General features: G+C 61.6%; 16 protein-coding genes. 6 read left to right on the top strand and 10 right to left on the bottom strand.

Features of this window, described 5'->3' with window-relative positions; translation table 11 throughout:
• Window positions 1-27 precede the first annotated feature (27 nt).
• Window positions 28-264: a hypothetical protein gene (locus D4A92_RS21015; protein WP_203017094.1), complete on the bottom strand. Its 237-nt coding sequence runs from the start codon at window positions 262-264 to the stop codon at window positions 28-30.
• 214 nt (window positions 265-478) lie between these two features.
• Between D4A92_RS21015 and sbmA the strand changes: the two genes are divergently transcribed.
• Window positions 479-1,759: a peptide antibiotic transporter SbmA gene (gene sbmA / locus D4A92_RS21010; protein WP_203017092.1), complete on the top strand. Its 1,281-nt coding sequence runs from the start codon at window positions 479-481 to the stop codon at window positions 1,757-1,759.
• A gap of 79 nt (window positions 1,760-1,838) precedes the next feature.
• Here sbmA and D4A92_RS21005 read toward each other — a convergent pair whose 3' ends face one another.
• Together D4A92_RS21005 and D4A92_RS21000 are read right to left on the bottom strand one after the other, a co-directional pair.
• Window positions 1,839-1,994, bottom strand: a complete 156-nt coding sequence (locus tag D4A92_RS21005) for a hypothetical protein (RefSeq protein ID WP_203017090.1) — start codon at window positions 1,992-1,994, stop codon at window positions 1,839-1,841.
• Between the two features lie 66 nt (window positions 1,995-2,060).
• The gene (locus D4A92_RS21000; RefSeq protein WP_203017088.1) at window positions 2,061-3,077 is read right to left on the bottom strand and encodes a polysaccharide deacetylase; all 1,017 of its coding nucleotides are present in this window, start codon (window positions 3,075-3,077) and stop codon (window positions 2,061-2,063) included.
• Window positions 3,078-3,206: 129 nt separating this feature from the next.
• On the opposite strand from D4A92_RS21000, the gene D4A92_RS20995 reads away from it, so the two are divergent.
• The 3 genes from D4A92_RS20995 to der all read left to right on the top strand — a co-directional run bounded on the left by D4A92_RS20995 (window position 3,207) and on the right by der (window position 6,029).
• Window positions 3,207-3,785, top strand: coding sequence for an NnrU family protein (locus D4A92_RS20995; protein ID WP_203017086.1), 579 nt, complete (start codon window positions 3,207-3,209; stop codon window positions 3,783-3,785).
• 110 nt (window positions 3,786-3,895) lie between these two features.
• Complete coding sequence (locus tag D4A92_RS20990; RefSeq protein WP_006725728.1) at window positions 3,896-4,567, top strand: tetratricopeptide repeat protein; 672 nt, start codon at window positions 3,896-3,898, stop codon at window positions 4,565-4,567.
• Window positions 4,568-4,607: 40 nt separating this feature from the next.
• Entirely contained in the window at window positions 4,608-6,029 is a 1,422-nt protein-coding gene (gene der, locus D4A92_RS20985; RefSeq protein WP_203017084.1) for a ribosome biogenesis GTPase Der, read from the top strand.
• Window positions 6,030-6,038: 9 nt separating this feature from the next.
• Here der and D4A92_RS20980 read toward each other — a convergent pair whose 3' ends face one another.
• Window positions 6,039-7,133 carry a glycosyltransferase family 4 protein gene (locus tag D4A92_RS20980; RefSeq protein ID WP_203017082.1) on the bottom strand — a complete coding sequence of 365 codons (1,095 nt, stop codon included), beginning with the start codon at window positions 7,131-7,133 and terminating at the stop codon, window positions 6,039-6,041.
• A 181-nt stretch (window positions 7,134-7,314) separates the two neighbouring features.
• Between D4A92_RS20980 and D4A92_RS20975 the strand changes: the two genes are divergently transcribed.
• Together D4A92_RS20975 and aac(6') are read left to right on the top strand one after the other, a co-directional pair.
• On the top strand, window positions 7,315-8,976 hold the full coding sequence (locus tag D4A92_RS20975; RefSeq protein WP_203017080.1) for an alpha-glucosidase family protein: 1,662 nt from the start codon (window positions 7,315-7,317) through the stop codon (window positions 8,974-8,976).
• Window positions 8,973-9,425 carry an aminoglycoside 6'-N-acetyltransferase gene (gene aac(6'), locus D4A92_RS20970; RefSeq protein ID WP_203017078.1) on the top strand — a complete coding sequence of 151 codons (453 nt, stop codon included), beginning with the start codon at window positions 8,973-8,975 and terminating at the stop codon, window positions 9,423-9,425. The genes D4A92_RS20975 and aac(6') overlap by 4 nt, the downstream gene beginning before the upstream one ends.
• A gap of 3 nt (window positions 9,426-9,428) precedes the next feature.
• Here aac(6') and D4A92_RS20965 read toward each other — a convergent pair whose 3' ends face one another.
• The 6 genes from D4A92_RS20965 to D4A92_RS20940 form a co-directional block, all read right to left on the bottom strand.
• On the bottom strand, window positions 9,429-10,220 hold the full coding sequence (locus D4A92_RS20965) for a potassium channel family protein (protein WP_203017076.1): 792 nt from the start codon (window positions 10,218-10,220) through the stop codon (window positions 9,429-9,431).
• Window positions 10,221-10,229: 9 nt separating this feature from the next.
• Window positions 10,230-10,334: a type II toxin-antitoxin system YoeB family toxin gene (locus tag D4A92_RS20960; RefSeq protein ID WP_203017074.1), complete on the bottom strand. Its 105-nt coding sequence runs from the start codon at window positions 10,332-10,334 to the stop codon at window positions 10,230-10,232.
• A gap of 18 nt (window positions 10,335-10,352) precedes the next feature.
• A complete protein-coding gene (locus tag D4A92_RS20955; protein ID WP_203017072.1) occupies window positions 10,353-10,610 on the bottom strand; it encodes a hypothetical protein in 258 nt (85 codons plus the stop codon).
• A complete protein-coding gene (locus tag D4A92_RS20950) occupies window positions 10,607-10,807 on the bottom strand; it encodes a hypothetical protein (protein WP_203017070.1) in 201 nt (66 codons plus the stop codon). The genes D4A92_RS20955 and D4A92_RS20950 overlap by 4 nt, the downstream gene beginning before the upstream one ends.
• 50 nt (window positions 10,808-10,857) lie before the next feature.
• Window positions 10,858-12,552 carry an adenine deaminase gene (gene ade / locus D4A92_RS20945; RefSeq protein ID WP_203017069.1) on the bottom strand — a complete coding sequence of 565 codons (1,695 nt, stop codon included), beginning with the start codon at window positions 12,550-12,552 and terminating at the stop codon, window positions 10,858-10,860.
• Window positions 12,553-12,642: 90 nt separating this feature from the next.
• A complete protein-coding gene (locus tag D4A92_RS20940; RefSeq protein ID WP_203017068.1) occupies window positions 12,643-13,059 on the bottom strand; it encodes a carboxymuconolactone decarboxylase family protein in 417 nt (138 codons plus the stop codon).
• Between the last annotated feature and the right edge of the window lies 1 nt (window position 13,060).

Here is a 13,060-nt window from a genome sequence, read left to right as displayed (position 1 = left end):
GGCGAGCGCCGTGGCTTCTGGTGTGTCTCAGTCGGCCTTCGAGAAAGCGACGGCGACGCCCTTTTTCTTGAAGTAAGACTGCATGATCTTGCGGCCCTGACGGTTCGACTGGGCGAGCTTGGACGGCTCGAACACGGCTTCCTTGACGCCTTCCTTCGCCATCGCGGCCTTCAGGGCTGCAATGTGAAGATCGATGTCTTCGTTGTCGTTGTTGATCGAGGTGTAGATGTTGTCGATGGCCTGCTGCAGGCTGAGATCGCTCATGGGGCACTCCTGAAAAAGCTTTGGCACTTCCCTAGCGGTTTTTGGGCTGGAGGCAAGACAAGCTTGAGACACACGCCTTCCATCCAACCTTACAGACCCTTAATTTTCGCGGGGGTAATTCTGCCACAATTTGGCGATGCCATTGCTGCACGGAACCATCTGCCCTAGGTTCCGGCTGGCTCTACAGGACTTCTCCCACACGAAGGTTTTCCGCGTGTTTCACTCCTTCTTTCCTCAGCCCAAACTGTTCTTCACGTCGGCTGCGCTCTGGACCCTCGTCTGCATCATCGTTTGGTATACGGTCGGACCGCAGATCGGTGCCGCGATCGGTCTTCCGCCGCTTGCAGAGGGGCAGCAGCCGCCGGTCGGTCTCGCCTTCTTCTTCACGCCAGACAATCTCTGGTTCTATCTGTATTTCACCATATTCGTGCTGATTTTCGGGGTCGCCTGGCAGTTGATTGCAAAAGATCATCCCTGGACCAACTGGTCGATCTGGGGCTCGGCCTTCATCATCTTCATCGCTTATTTCAGCGTGCAGATCTCGGTCGCGGTCAACAACTGGCGCGGTCCCTTTTTCGACCTCTTCCAGCAGGCGCTGAACGGCGACGGCACGGTGACGGCCGGCCAGCTCTATGAGTTGCAACTGCGGTTCCTGGAAATCGGTATGGTCGGCGTGACGCTTTCGGTCTTCACCGCCTTCTTCACCAACCACTATGTCTTCCGCTGGCGCAATGCGATGAATGACTTCTACCTGTCGAAGTGGGACAAGCTGCGTCACATCGAGGGTGCCTCGCAGCGTGTCCAGGAAGACACGATGCGTTTTGCCAACATCCTGGAAGGACTGGGCGTTGCCTTGATCAATTCGGTCATGACGCTGGTCGTCTTCCTGCCGATCCTCTTCCGCATGTCGGAGAATGTCAGCGAGTTGCCGATCATTGGCGCGGTGCCGCATGCGCTGTTCTGGCTGGCGATCTTCTGGTCTGCCTTCGGCACGATCCTGCTGATGGTTGCCGGCATCAAGCTGCCGGGCCTGCAGTTCCGAAATCAGCGCGTCGAGGCTGCTTTCCGTAAGGAACTCGTCTATGGCGAGGATAATGCCGAGCGGGCCGAGCCCATCACGATGCGCGAGCTTTTCAGCAATGTCCGCCGCAACTATTTCCGGATGTACTGGCACTACACCTATTTCAATGTCGCGCGTTACACCTATGGCCAGCTCGACGCGATCTTCCTGACCTTCATCCTGATCCCGACGATCGTTGCCGGAAAGATCACCATGGGCCTGTGGCAGCAGATCGCCACCGCCTTCGGCCAGGTGACGGACAGCTTCCAGTATCTTGTGAGCTACTGGTCAACGATCATTGAACTGCTCTCGATCCACAAGCGTCTGAAGGCGTTCGAGGCAGCGATCGAAGGCGATCCGCTGCCGGCAATCGACCAGCGCTACCTCGAGCGTGAGGCGGCAGAGGGCGAGATTGCCGCAGATCGGCCTTACTGAGACCGACACAACGCGACCAAATGGCAAAGGCCGCGCCGGGAAACCGGTGCGGCCTTTGCGTTTGCGATGAAGGAGGTTGTCAGCCGAAGCTTGGCGACACCAAGGCTGCCGTGGTGAAGCCCGCGGGCAGGGCGGCATAGGCTTCCGGCTGGGTGAACAGCGAAAGCCCAATGGCGACAGCGCCGATGGTGGCGGCGATCACGCAGGCGCAGGCAAGCAAGAACAGGATCTTCATGGATTTCCCCGAGATGTTTGACCGGCATATCGGGTTTGCCGGCCGGGAAGTAAATGCGTCATGCGATCACATGGCGCCGGGGGCTGCCGCCGGGTTGGTCCGGCCCTCCAGCATGTCGAGCGCTTCGGCATAGGTCACGCAGGCGACATCGGGCAGAGGGCAGACCTCCGTTACCAGCCGCTCCATCGCGGTCCAGTAGGCGCCGCCGTTCATCTCGACGAAATGCAGGCCGATCTGAAGGGGGATGCGTTCGCCGTCATATTGGCGATCGAAGGCCGACCGGAAGGCCTGATAGCTGCGCTCGGCGAATTCGTCGGCCTTCGAGGGATGGTCGATGCCGGCGGAATGGCGGATGAAGAGATTGTAGTCCATGGCGATAATGCGTCGCTCTCTGGGACCTTCCGGGATCAGCGGCAGGCCAAAGCGGGCGACGCCTGCTTTTTCGACGGGTAGCGTCGGATCGTGGGTGACGATGCTTGCGTCATACCGGAAGCCGTGTTCGCGCTCGGCTAGAAACAGGCTTTCGGGTGCCGAGAGATAAGGGGCGCGGAAACCGGTGATGTCCTGCGTGACGAAGTCCGCCCAGCCTTCCGGTTCGCGATCGGCAAGGCCGTTGTCCTTCCACGCATTCGTCAGAACCCGGTCGAAGGCCTCGAATTCCTTCAGCCAGTCCGCCTTCGTCCAGTCCTTGCCGTCGAAATGGCCGCAGGTATGGCTGGCAATCTCATGGCCTTCGCTGCGGGCCTTCCAGATGTGGTCCAGCCGGTTGCCGACTTCCTCCGTGCTTATGGCAAAGCCGATATTCGAGCGGCCCGCCTTGATGCCCGGGGCCTTGTAGTCGCCAGCACGGGCACGCGGGATCAGCGTGGTGCAGGAGAGGAAATAGGTGAAACGGGCATTGGCTTTCTGGCCGATCTCGCGGCTGCGCGCCCAGAGCCTGTTGTCATGGGCGCCATCGAAGGAGACGAGCAGCAGTTGTTTCGGCCTCTGTTCATCTGCGCCTTTTGCCGCAGGGGCAGGCTCCCCGGCGAGCGCGGTGGTCGCCATTGCGGCGAGGGAAAAGGCAATCAGGCTACGAAACATCAACATTTACCCGGCAATCAAAAGGGTGCGTTGCCTCCCATCCAAATGCGGCGAAGCTTTGAACGCTCTGGAAATTCGATCGCCGGACCAGTAAGGCTTTGGGCAACTCGACCTGAAAGGTTCTGACCCATGACGCTTCTCATCCTTGGCATCATCCTGTTTCTCGCTACCCATCTGATCCGCGTCGTCGCGCCCGGTTTCCGGCTGTCGATGATCGACCGCTTTGGCGAGACGGGCTGGCGGGTGATCAATTCGGTGATGAGCCTCGTGTCACTCGTCGTCCTGATCTGGGGCTATGCGACCGCGCCCGTCATCAATCTCTGGTTCCCGCCTGTCGGCATGAACCACCTGACGACAACGCTGATGCTGTTTGCGATGATCTGTCTGGTGGCCGGCTTCCTGCCGGCGGGCCATATCGCCACCAAGACCAAGCACCCGATCGTGCTGTCCATCAAGATCTGGGCGGCTGCCCATCTGCTCGCCAATGGGGACCTGGCGTCGGTTCTCCTGTTCGTCGCGCTTCTCGCCTGGGGCGTGGTCCTCAGGATCAACTACAAGCGGCGTGTACGGGCCGGCGATCTCGTGCTCAAGCCCTTCGTTTCGGCCCGCTTCGATGCGATTGCCGTGGTCGGTGGTATCGTCGCTTGGGCCGTCATCACCATGTGGCTGCACAAACTGTTGATCGGTGTGGCACCGCTTGCCATGTGACGGCTTAAGGCTCTTGGCGGTTTTCCCCTTACAAGCGGGCAAAAATCGGCTAGAAGGCCGCTCACGCATGAGAGACTGCATGGAAAGGCCGGCGACGTCCGGGAGTATGAATGGTTGACCAGAACGACAGCTTTATCCGCGAAGTGAACGAGGAGCTTCGCTCCGACCAGGTACGCAATGCCTGGAAGCGCTACAGCCGCTGGATCATCGGTGTCGCCGTCGTCATCGTGCTCGGCACGGCCGGCCATCGTCTCTGGACCCATTGGGATTCGACCCAGGCGTCGGATGCCGGCGACAAGTTCCTGGCGGCGCTTACTCTGGCCGACCAGGGCAAGCGCGACGAGGCGGAAGCCGCACTTCAGGCGCTGGAGCAGGAGGGCTACGGCGCCTATGGCGTGCTCGCCCGTTTCCGTGGCGCCTCGGTTTTGGCCGAAAAGGGCGATCCGGCCGGCGCCATTGCCTCTTTCAAGACGATCGGCGACGATGCCTCGATCCCGGATGCCGTGCGCAATACGGCGAAGATCCGCGCTGCCTGGCTGCTCGTCGATACCGGCACCTACCAGGATGTCTCGGCGCTCGTCGAGTCGATGGCAACGCCGACCAATGCCATGCGCCACGCCGCCCGCGAAGCGCTGGGTCTCGCCGCCTACAAGGCCGGCGACATGGTCCGCGCCCGCGAATGGTTCGAACAGATCAGTGAAGATGCGGAAACCCCGCGCAATGTCGCCAACCGCGCCCAGATGCTGCTCGACAACATCAAGGCGTCGGGCAAGGCGCCGTAACAACGACAAGGCCTGTTAAGGCCGGAAAGCTAGCGTTCCCATGAGTTTCACAGTCGCCATCGTCGGGCGCCCGAATGTCGGTAAGTCCACGCTCTTCAACCGCCTCGTCGGTAAGAAGCTGGCGCTGGTCGACGACACCCCGGGTGTGACCCGCGACCGCCGTCCGGGCGAGGCCAAGCTCGTGGACCTGCGTTTCACCATCATCGATACGGCTGGTCTCGAAGAGGCTGGCGCCGACACGCTCGAAGGCCGCATGCGGGCGCAGACGGAGATGGCAATCGACGAGGCGGATCTGTCGCTCTTCGTCGTCGATGCCAAGTATGGCCTCACGCCCGTAGACCAGACGCTCGCCGAAATGCTGCGCCGTCGCGGCAAGCCGGTCGTGCTGGTCGCCAACAAGTCGGAAGCCAAGGGCTCTGACGGCGGCTTCTACGACGCTTATACGCTCGGTCTCGGCGAACCCGTACCGATCTCGGCCGAACATGGACAAGGCATGATCGATCTGCGCGACGCCATCGTCGAAGCGATCGGCGAGGATCGCGCCTTCCCAGAGCCCGACGACGAGGCGGAAACCGATGTTGTCCTGACCGCGGGCGAGGGCGACGAAGACGAAGAGTTCGAGCCCGAATACGACGACACCAAGCCGCTGCGCGTCGCCATCGTCGGCCGTCCGAATGCCGGCAAGTCGACGCTGATCAACCGCTTCCTTGGCGAAGATCGTCTTCTGACCGGGCCTGAGGCCGGCATCACGCGCGATTCGATCTCGGTCGAGTGGGACTGGCGCGGCCGCACCATCAAGATGTTCGACACCGCCGGCATGCGCAAGAAGGCGCGTGTGCAGGAAAAGCTCGAAAAGCTCTCGGTCGCCGACACGCTGCGCGCCGTCCGCTTCGCCGAAACCGTGGTCATCGTTTTCGACGCGACCATTCCGTTCGAAAAGCAGGACATCCAGATCGTCGATTTCGTGCTCCGCGAAGGCCGTGCCGCCGTGCTCGCCTTCAACAAGTGGGATCTCGTCGAAGATCCACAAGCGGTTCTGGCCGACCTGCGTGAAAAGACCGAGCGGCTTCTGCCGCAGGCGCGCGGCATCCGCGCGGTGCCGATGTCCGGCCAGACCGGCTACGGCCTCGACAAACTGATGCAGAACATCGTCGACACCGACAAGGTGTGGAACAAGCGTATCTCCACGGCCAAGCTCAATCGCTGGCTGGATAGCGTCACGACCCAGCATCCGCCACCGGCCGTCTCTGGCCGCCGCCTGAAGCTGAAATACATGACGCAGGTCAAGGCCCGCCCGCCGGCCTTCATGATTTCCTGCACGCGTCCCGATGCGCTGCCGGAAAGCTATGTGCGCTATCTGACCAATGGTCTGCGCGCCGATTTCGACATGCCGGGCGTGCCGATCCGCATCCACTTCAAGGCGGGTGAGAACCCGTTCGAGGGCCGCAAGCGGCGCCGCTGACCTCCAGCCTCACTCGGTTGCAGGTGCCTGATAGCTGTCCGCGTCCCGCGGGCGGATGCCGAAGCGCTGCCTGAGACCACGCCTGCGGCGCTGCTCTTTCGCTTCCACGACATTGTCGAAAAACTGCTGAGTGGCCGCTTCCCAGGAATAGGTCTCGGCGAGCCGCCGTGCGGCCTGGGGCGAGGCCTGAAGGGCTGCAATGCAGGCGATCTGCAGGTTGTGATCCATGGCGCCGGCGTTTGAGCCGGAAGGGATGATATCGATGGGGCCGGTCACGGGATAACCGGCGACGGGGACGCCGGAGGCCAGCGCTTCGAGGATGGTGTTGCCGAAGGTGTCGGTCTTCGAGGGGAAGACGAAGACATCGGCCTCGGCATAGGCCCGGGCGAGATCCTCGCCGTGTTTCATGCCGGTGAAATGCACGTCGGGATAGCGCGCCTGAAGGTCGGCGCGGGCAGGGCCGTCACCCACCACCACCTTGGATCCCGGCAGGTCCAGGTCGAGGAAGGCCGGCAGGTTCTTTTCCACCGCGACGCGCCCGACCGTCATGAAGATCGGACGGGGCAGGCCGAAGGGCTTTTCCGTTTTCTCGCGTGGATAAAACAGGCTCGTATCGATGCCGCGGCTCCAGAGGCTAAGATTGGTGAGCCCTTGTGCTGCCAGTTCCCGTCTGAGGCTTTCGGTCGCCACCATGCAACCGCCGCCGCGATTGTGAAACCAGCGGACATAGGCATAGAGCCAGGAAAGCGGCACCGGCAGACGGGCTGCCACATATTCCGGAAAGCGTGTGTGATAGGTGGTTGAAAAGGCGCGCTTGTGCTTGAGGCACCAGCGACGGGCCATCAGGCCGAGCGGGCCTTCGGTGGCAATGTGAATGTAGTCTGGCTGCTGCTCTTCCAGCATCCGGCCGATGCGGCTCGGCGTGACCAGCGACAGGCGGATCTCCGGATAGGTCGGCATGGGGGCGCTGCGGAAGGGTGCCGGCGTGATCATCGAGACCTCGACGCCCATCTTCTGCAGTTCGCGATTGGTCGTCTCGATCGAGCGGACGACGCCATTGACCTGCGGGTGCCAGGCATCGGTCACGATGGTCAGTCTCGGCATGGCGTGTCCGCCCCCATCCGAAGGGCCGCCGAAGCGGCGAGTCACCCTTCACAAGCTCTCCCCGCCTTATGCGGGTCCAATATTACAGTCTGATGTCAGTCGAAGAAGGGGCGTTTGACATCGGTCTCCGAACCCGATTCCCTAGGCGCGACCTGACGATTCCCGCTCAAAGGATCCGCCCATGACGAAGTCACCCGCTCAATCCCCCCGATCCAATGCGGCCGACTGGTGGCGGGGCGCCGTCATCTACCAGGTCTATCCGCGCTCCTTCCAGGATACGGATGGCGACGGGATCGGTGACATCAAGGGCATCATTGCGCGGCTGCCCTACATCGCCTCGCTTGGCGTTGACGCCATCTGGCTATCGCCCTTCTTTACGTCGCCCCAGGCCGACATGGGTTATGATGTCTCCGACTATTGCGACGTCGATCCGATGTTCGGCACGCTTGTCGATTTCGATGCGATGATGGCAGAGGCAAAGCGCCTGGGACTGAAGGTGATCATCGACCAGGTGATTTCGCACACGTCAGACCAGCATCCCTGGTTCAAGGAGAGCCGCGCGAGCCGGGACAATGCGAAGGCCGACTGGTATGTCTGGGCGGCTGCCAAGCCGGATGGGACCGCGCCGAACAACTGGCTCTCGGTCTTCGGTGGTCCCGCCTGGGAGTGGGACGGGGTGCGCAAGCAGTATTACATGCACAATTTCCTCGCCTCGCAGCCGGATCTCAACTTCCACAACAAGGACGTTCAGGATGCCGTACTCGACTCGGTGAAGTTCTGGCTTGATCGCGGGGTCGATGGCTTCCGGCTGGATACCGTGAACTATTATTTCCACGACAAGGAATTGCGTGACAATCCCCCGCATGTCCCGGACAGCGAGGACGCTGGCCTCGATGCGCCCGACGTCAATCCCTACGGCATGCAGAGCCATCTCTATGACAAGACGCAGCCTGAGAACATCGAGTTTCTCAAGCGCTTCCGGGCATTGCTCGACCAGTATCCTGATCGCACCACGGTTGGCGAAGTCGGCGATGGAGCCCGTTCCCTGAAGACGGTCGCGGCCTATACGTCCGGCGGCGACAAGCTCCATATGTGCTACACCTTCGACCTGCTGGGGCCAGACTTCACGCCGAGCCATATCCGCCACTGCGTCGAGAGTTTCCAGAAACAGGTGAAGGACGGCTGGGTCTGCTGGGCCTTTTCCAACCACGACGTCACCCGGCATGTCAGCCGTTTCGTCCAGCAGCCGCAGGAGCGGGAAGCCGTGGCGCGGCTCGCCATATCAGTGCTTTCGGCTCTGCGCGGCTCGATCTGCCTCTATCAGGGCGAGGAGCTTGGCCTGCCCGAGGCAGAACTCGCTTTCGAGGATCTGCGCGATCCCTATGGCATCCGCTTCTGGCCGGCCTTCAAGGGGCGGGACGGGTGCCGTACGCCGATGGTCTGGGAGAAGGCGAAGAAGCAGGCCGGCTTTTCCACGGCCAAGCCCTGGCTTCCGGTGTCGGCGGAGCATCAGGCGCTTTCGGTCGATGTGCAGGAAAAGGATGCGGGCTCGGTGCTAGCTCACTATCGCTCGACGCTTGCCTTCCGCAAATGCCATCCGGCGCTGATCGACGGGGACATGGAGTTTCTGGCGACCAATGAGGATGTGCTCGCCTTCATCCGCTCCAAGGGTGACGACCGCCTGCTCTTCGTCTTCAATCTCCGCCGGGGGCCGCAGGAGATCGGCTTGCCCAAGGGCCATGGCGTGCGCGAGGTGTTTCCCATGCCCGGTCTGACCGGCTCGGTGGTGGATGGCGAGATCCGCCTCGGGTCGCTGGACGGTATTTGCGCGCGATTGTCATGACCGGGTTTGCAGTTCGGCGAGCGATAGAAGAAGATCTCGACGCCTGGGCATCGCTTCGCCATCAACTCTGGCCGCATCTTTCGATCGAAGGACATAGGGCTGAAGTCGTCGATGCGCTGGCGCAGCCGGATAGGCTTGCCGCCTTCCTCTGTTTCAGCCCCGCCGGCAATGCGATCGGGCTTGCGGAGGCCAGTGTGCGGTCGGACTACGTGAATGGCACCGAGACTTCGCCGGTGGCCTTCCTGGAGGGCATTGTGGTGGATCCGTCTGTCCGTCGCCAAGGCGTGGCGGCGCGCCTCGTCGCGGCCGTCACCGATTGGGCGAGAGATCAAGGCCTGAGCGAACTCGCCTCCGACGCCGAGCTGCACAATACCGTTTCCCATGCCATGCATGCGGCGCTGGGCTTCGAAGAGACCCAGCGGGTCGTCTATTTCCGCAAGCGGCTTTGAGCCTCAGGTCGCGCCTTCGTCGGGGATGTTCAGGATGTGACCGCACGCCTTGCAATGCACCGCGTCGATATCGTGCCGCGAAAGGCCGCATTGAGGGCAGGGGAAGGTCACCTTGTTCGGCCGGACAATCGCCTGCGCCAGACGCACGAAGAGCGAGATGCCGATGATCATGGTGACGATCGAGGTGAGCTTGCCGAAGGTGCCCGGCAGCGTGATGTCGCCGAAACCAGTCGTCGTCACGGTCGCCACGGTAAAGTAGAGAGCATCGACAAAACCGGTGCCGGGATCCTCACGATAGAAGAAGAAGGTGTAGACGAATCCGCTGACGAGAAGCAGGAAGACGATCAGGTTGACGAAGGCCTTGACCACATCGACGCGTTCTTTGAGCCCCAGCCTGGCGAGCATCAGCCCGAATACCGGCCTCTGGACCACGGCCCATATCCGGGCGACGCGGAGGAAGGCGAAATTGTATAGCCAATAGGGGAAGAGCAGAGTGCAAAGCACGAAGATGTCGATCCATGTCATCGGCCGCATCAGGAAGCGGCGCGTAGACCAGGAAGCCGACCATTGCGCAATCAGCTCCACCGCGATCCAGGCGGCGATCATGTAGTCGAGGATCAGGTAGCTCGGACGTTCCCGCAGATAGGGTCCGGCGAGGAAGAAACCGATGATCGCAATGTCGATCACCATCAGGGTGAATTGGAAGCGGATCGCTGCGGTGTCGCGGCCGTAGTAGAGGCGAACAAGGCGCTGGCGGAACGGCTTGATTCGATTGCCTTCAGTCTGGGATGCCATGGGCCCTCGTCAGTAATGATAGCGGCATTGCAGGACAACCAGCGTCTGGTCTTCTCCCTTGCCGACAACGGCGTAGACGATCCTGTGTTCCTGGGTGATGCGGCGGGACCACATGCCTCTAGCATACAGCGATCATCGAGTGATCAGTTTATCGTAATCCGCATGAGAGGCGATCCAGAACCAGATCCATTCCTCGCCCGACCGGACGGCAAGTGCCCGATGTCCAATGCCGACCCTCGCCGACCAGACTTTGCCGATCTGCTTGAAGTGCAAAGATGGATGCTGGGGATCGGCCTTCAGGCGATCGAAGTCACGGTCGGCGAGTTTGCGTACCGCTTCTGGAAGCGCGTTGTAACAAGCCCAGAACTCCGGTGTGGTGTGGTGGTTCACAGCGGCCGCGTTCGCGCACCCGCGTGAGATGCCAACGCGCCCTCGATGAGTTTGTCCAGTTGTCCTGCTGCCGAATCGTGTTCGATCTCCCGATCCCAGCGCTCGGCGCGCAGTTCTGCCACCGAGGCCGCGAAGGTGTCGAATTCCTCCGGCGACAGTTCGCGGACCATTTCTACAAGACGTTCGAGACGGGTCATGGCTTCATCCTCGCCTCAAACATAAGACTTCTATGGTCCGCTGCCAATCCTCACCCGATCAGGCAGAACTTGTCGACATCGACCATGCCCTTGTCGGAGATCTTCAGGTGCGGGATGACCGGCAGCGGCAGGAAGGCGACCTGGAGGAAGGGCTCTTCGAGTGTCGTTCCAAGGGCATAGGCAGCTTTTCTCAAGCTGTGCAGTGTGTCGCGTACGCTCTCATAGGGTTCCAGGCTCATCAGGCCGGCGACGGGGAGCGGGATCTCGCCGGTGACCTTCCCGTCCTCGACCACAACGAAGCCGCCCTTAATCTCGCCAAGCCGGTTGGCGGCGATTGCCATGTCCTCCTCGGATACGCCGACCACACAGATATTGTGGCTGTCATGGCCGACGGTCGAGGCGATCGCCCCCTTCTTCAGTCCAAACCCCTGGACGAAGCCATTGGCATGGTTGCCGTTCTTCCCGTGGCGCTCGATGACAGCGACCTTGATCACGTCATTTTCGAGATCGACGGATGTCTGGTTGCCCGAGGTCGGCAGGCGGTAGCGGCGATGCTCGGTGATGATCTTGCCGGGCATGACGCCGATCACGGGTGTTTCGCCCTCTGCGACCGGCACGCCGAAGTCCGCAGCCTTCACCACCCGCGCCTTGACGCTGTCTAGGCCGACAGGGGCAACCGGCTTGCGGGTGGCAAAGAGCGCGTCCGTCACGCGGCGGCCGGCGGAAAAGACCATCTCCGCCTTGCAGTTTTCGAGGCTGTCGATGACGACGAGATCGGCACGCCAGCCCGGTGCCACGAGGCCACGATCACGCAAACCAAAGGCGCGGGCGGCAGAAATCGAAGCGGCGCGATAGATAGCGATCGGTTCGACGCCATTCTTGATGGCCTCGCGGATCAGGTAGTCAAGATGGCCCTGTTCGGCGATATCGAGCGGGTTTCGGTCATCTGTACAGAGCGCGAGGAAGGGCGACAGCCGCTCGGTGAGGATCGGCATCAGCGCGTGCAGGTCTTTCGAGACCGAGCCCTCGCGCACAAGGATATGCATGCCCTTGCGGATCTTCTCCATGGCTTCCGCAGCAGTCGTGCATTCATGGTCGGTGCGGATGCGCGCTGAGAGATAGCCGTTCAGATCGCGGCCCGACAAGAGCGGCGAATGACCGTCGATATGGCCGTCCTGGAAGGCTTCGAGCTTCGCCATGCAGATCGGATCCTTGTGGATCACGCCTGGGAAATTCATGAATTCGGCAAGCCCAATCACCTTCGGATGATGGCGGAAGGGTAGGAGCCTTTCGACGGGTAGGTCGGCGCCGGAGGTTTCCAGATGCGTCGCTGGCACGCATGACGAGAGCTGGACGCGGATGTCCATGATCGTCTGTTCGGCGGAATCCAGGAAAAACTGGATGCCCTCGGTGCCCAGCACATTGGCGATCTCGTGCGGGTCGCAGATCACGGTCGTCACGCCATAGGGCAGCACGCAACGGTCGAATTCATGCGGCGTGACCAGCGAGCTTTCGATATGCAGATGCGTATCGATGAAGCCGGGCACGACGATCTTATCCGTGATGTCGATGACCTCGCGGCCTTCATAGCTCTCGACGGTGCCAACGATGGTTTCGCCACAGATCGCAATGTCGGAGGCGACCAGTTCGCCGGTGACCAGATCGAAGAAACGCCCGCCCTTCAACACGAAATCCGCCGGCTCGCGGCCGGTGCCCTGGTCGATGCGGCGTTCAAGGTCGGTCATGCGGCGTCTCCGATTCTGTTGTTCCCCGCACTGTAGCGACTGGGACGGGTAGAGGGAAAGAGCCGCAATCTCGATCTGTCGTGCTGCGGCTCAATCCCCCTTCGCCGCAGGCTCTGCCTCAAACCGCGCGTCCACCGGCACGCCGAGCGCCACCGCCAGCGCGTTGGTACGGCTTGCCATGGCAACGACCTGCAGGAGTTCGGCATGCATTTCGGGCGTCATGCCCTTGGACTTGGCGGAGGCGGTGTGGCTATGAACGCAGTAGGCGCAGCTGTTGGTCGCAGACACCGCGATGTAGATCAGTTCCTTGACCAGCGGGTCGAGAGCGCCGGGTGCCATCACGGTCTGCAGTCGGTCCCAGACGGATTTGAGTTCGTCCGGATCATGGGCGAGCGCCCGCCAGAAGTTGTTGACGTAGTCGGTGCCGCGTTTTGTTCTGATATCGTTGAAGACGGCGAGCGCTTCCGCGCTCGCCTCCTCGTCGCTGAGGAGAGGGAGGACAGCCATG

Source organism: Rhizobium rosettiformans, from assembly GCF_016806065.1.
GTDB lineage: Bacteria > Pseudomonadota > Alphaproteobacteria > Rhizobiales > Rhizobiaceae > Allorhizobium.
Note: the sequence above shows the minus strand (reverse complement) of the source record. Positions and strands in the feature narration are given on the sequence as shown.

Bases quoted from the DNA above. Each gene is read 5' to 3' on its own strand.
- D4A92_RS21015 (WP_203017094.1), bottom strand. From the start codon at position 264: ATGAGCGATCTCAGCCTGCAGCAGGCCATCGACAACATCTACACCTCG.
- D4A92_RS21005 (WP_203017090.1), bottom strand. From the start codon at position 1,994: ATGAAGATCCTGTTCTTGCTTGCCTGCGCCTGCGTGATCGCCGCCACC.
- D4A92_RS21000 (WP_203017088.1), bottom strand. From the start codon at position 3,077: ATGTTTCGTAGCCTGATTGCCTTTTCCCTCGCCGCAATGGCGACCACC.
- D4A92_RS20995 (WP_203017086.1), top strand. From the start codon at position 3,207: ATGACGCTTCTCATCCTTGGCATCATCCTGTTTCTCGCTACCCATCTG.
- D4A92_RS20990 (WP_006725728.1), top strand. From the start codon at position 3,896: ATGGTTGACCAGAACGACAGCTTTATCCGCGAAGTGAACGAGGAGCTT.
- der (WP_203017084.1), top strand. From the start codon at position 4,608: ATGAGTTTCACAGTCGCCATCGTCGGGCGCCCGAATGTCGGTAAGTCC.
- D4A92_RS20980 (WP_203017082.1), bottom strand. From the start codon at position 7,133: ATGCCGAGACTGACCATCGTGACCGATGCCTGGCACCCGCAGGTCAAT.
- D4A92_RS20975 (WP_203017080.1), top strand. From the start codon at position 7,315: ATGACGAAGTCACCCGCTCAATCCCCCCGATCCAATGCGGCCGACTGG.
- D4A92_RS20965 (WP_203017076.1), bottom strand. From the start codon at position 10,220: ATGGCATCCCAGACTGAAGGCAATCGAATCAAGCCGTTCCGCCAGCGC.
- D4A92_RS20960 (WP_203017074.1), bottom strand. From the start codon at position 10,334: ATGTGGTCCCGCCGCATCACCCAGGAACACAGGATCGTCTACGCCGTT.
- D4A92_RS20950 (WP_203017070.1), bottom strand. From the start codon at position 10,807: ATGACCCGTCTCGAACGTCTTGTAGAAATGGTCCGCGAACTGTCGCCG.
- ade (WP_203017069.1), bottom strand. From the start codon at position 12,552: ATGACCGACCTTGAACGCCGCATCGACCAGGGCACCGGCCGCGAGCCG.
- D4A92_RS20940 (WP_203017068.1), bottom strand. From the start codon at position 13,059: ATGGCTGTCCTCCCTCTCCTCAGCGACGAGGAGGCGAGCGCGGAAGCG.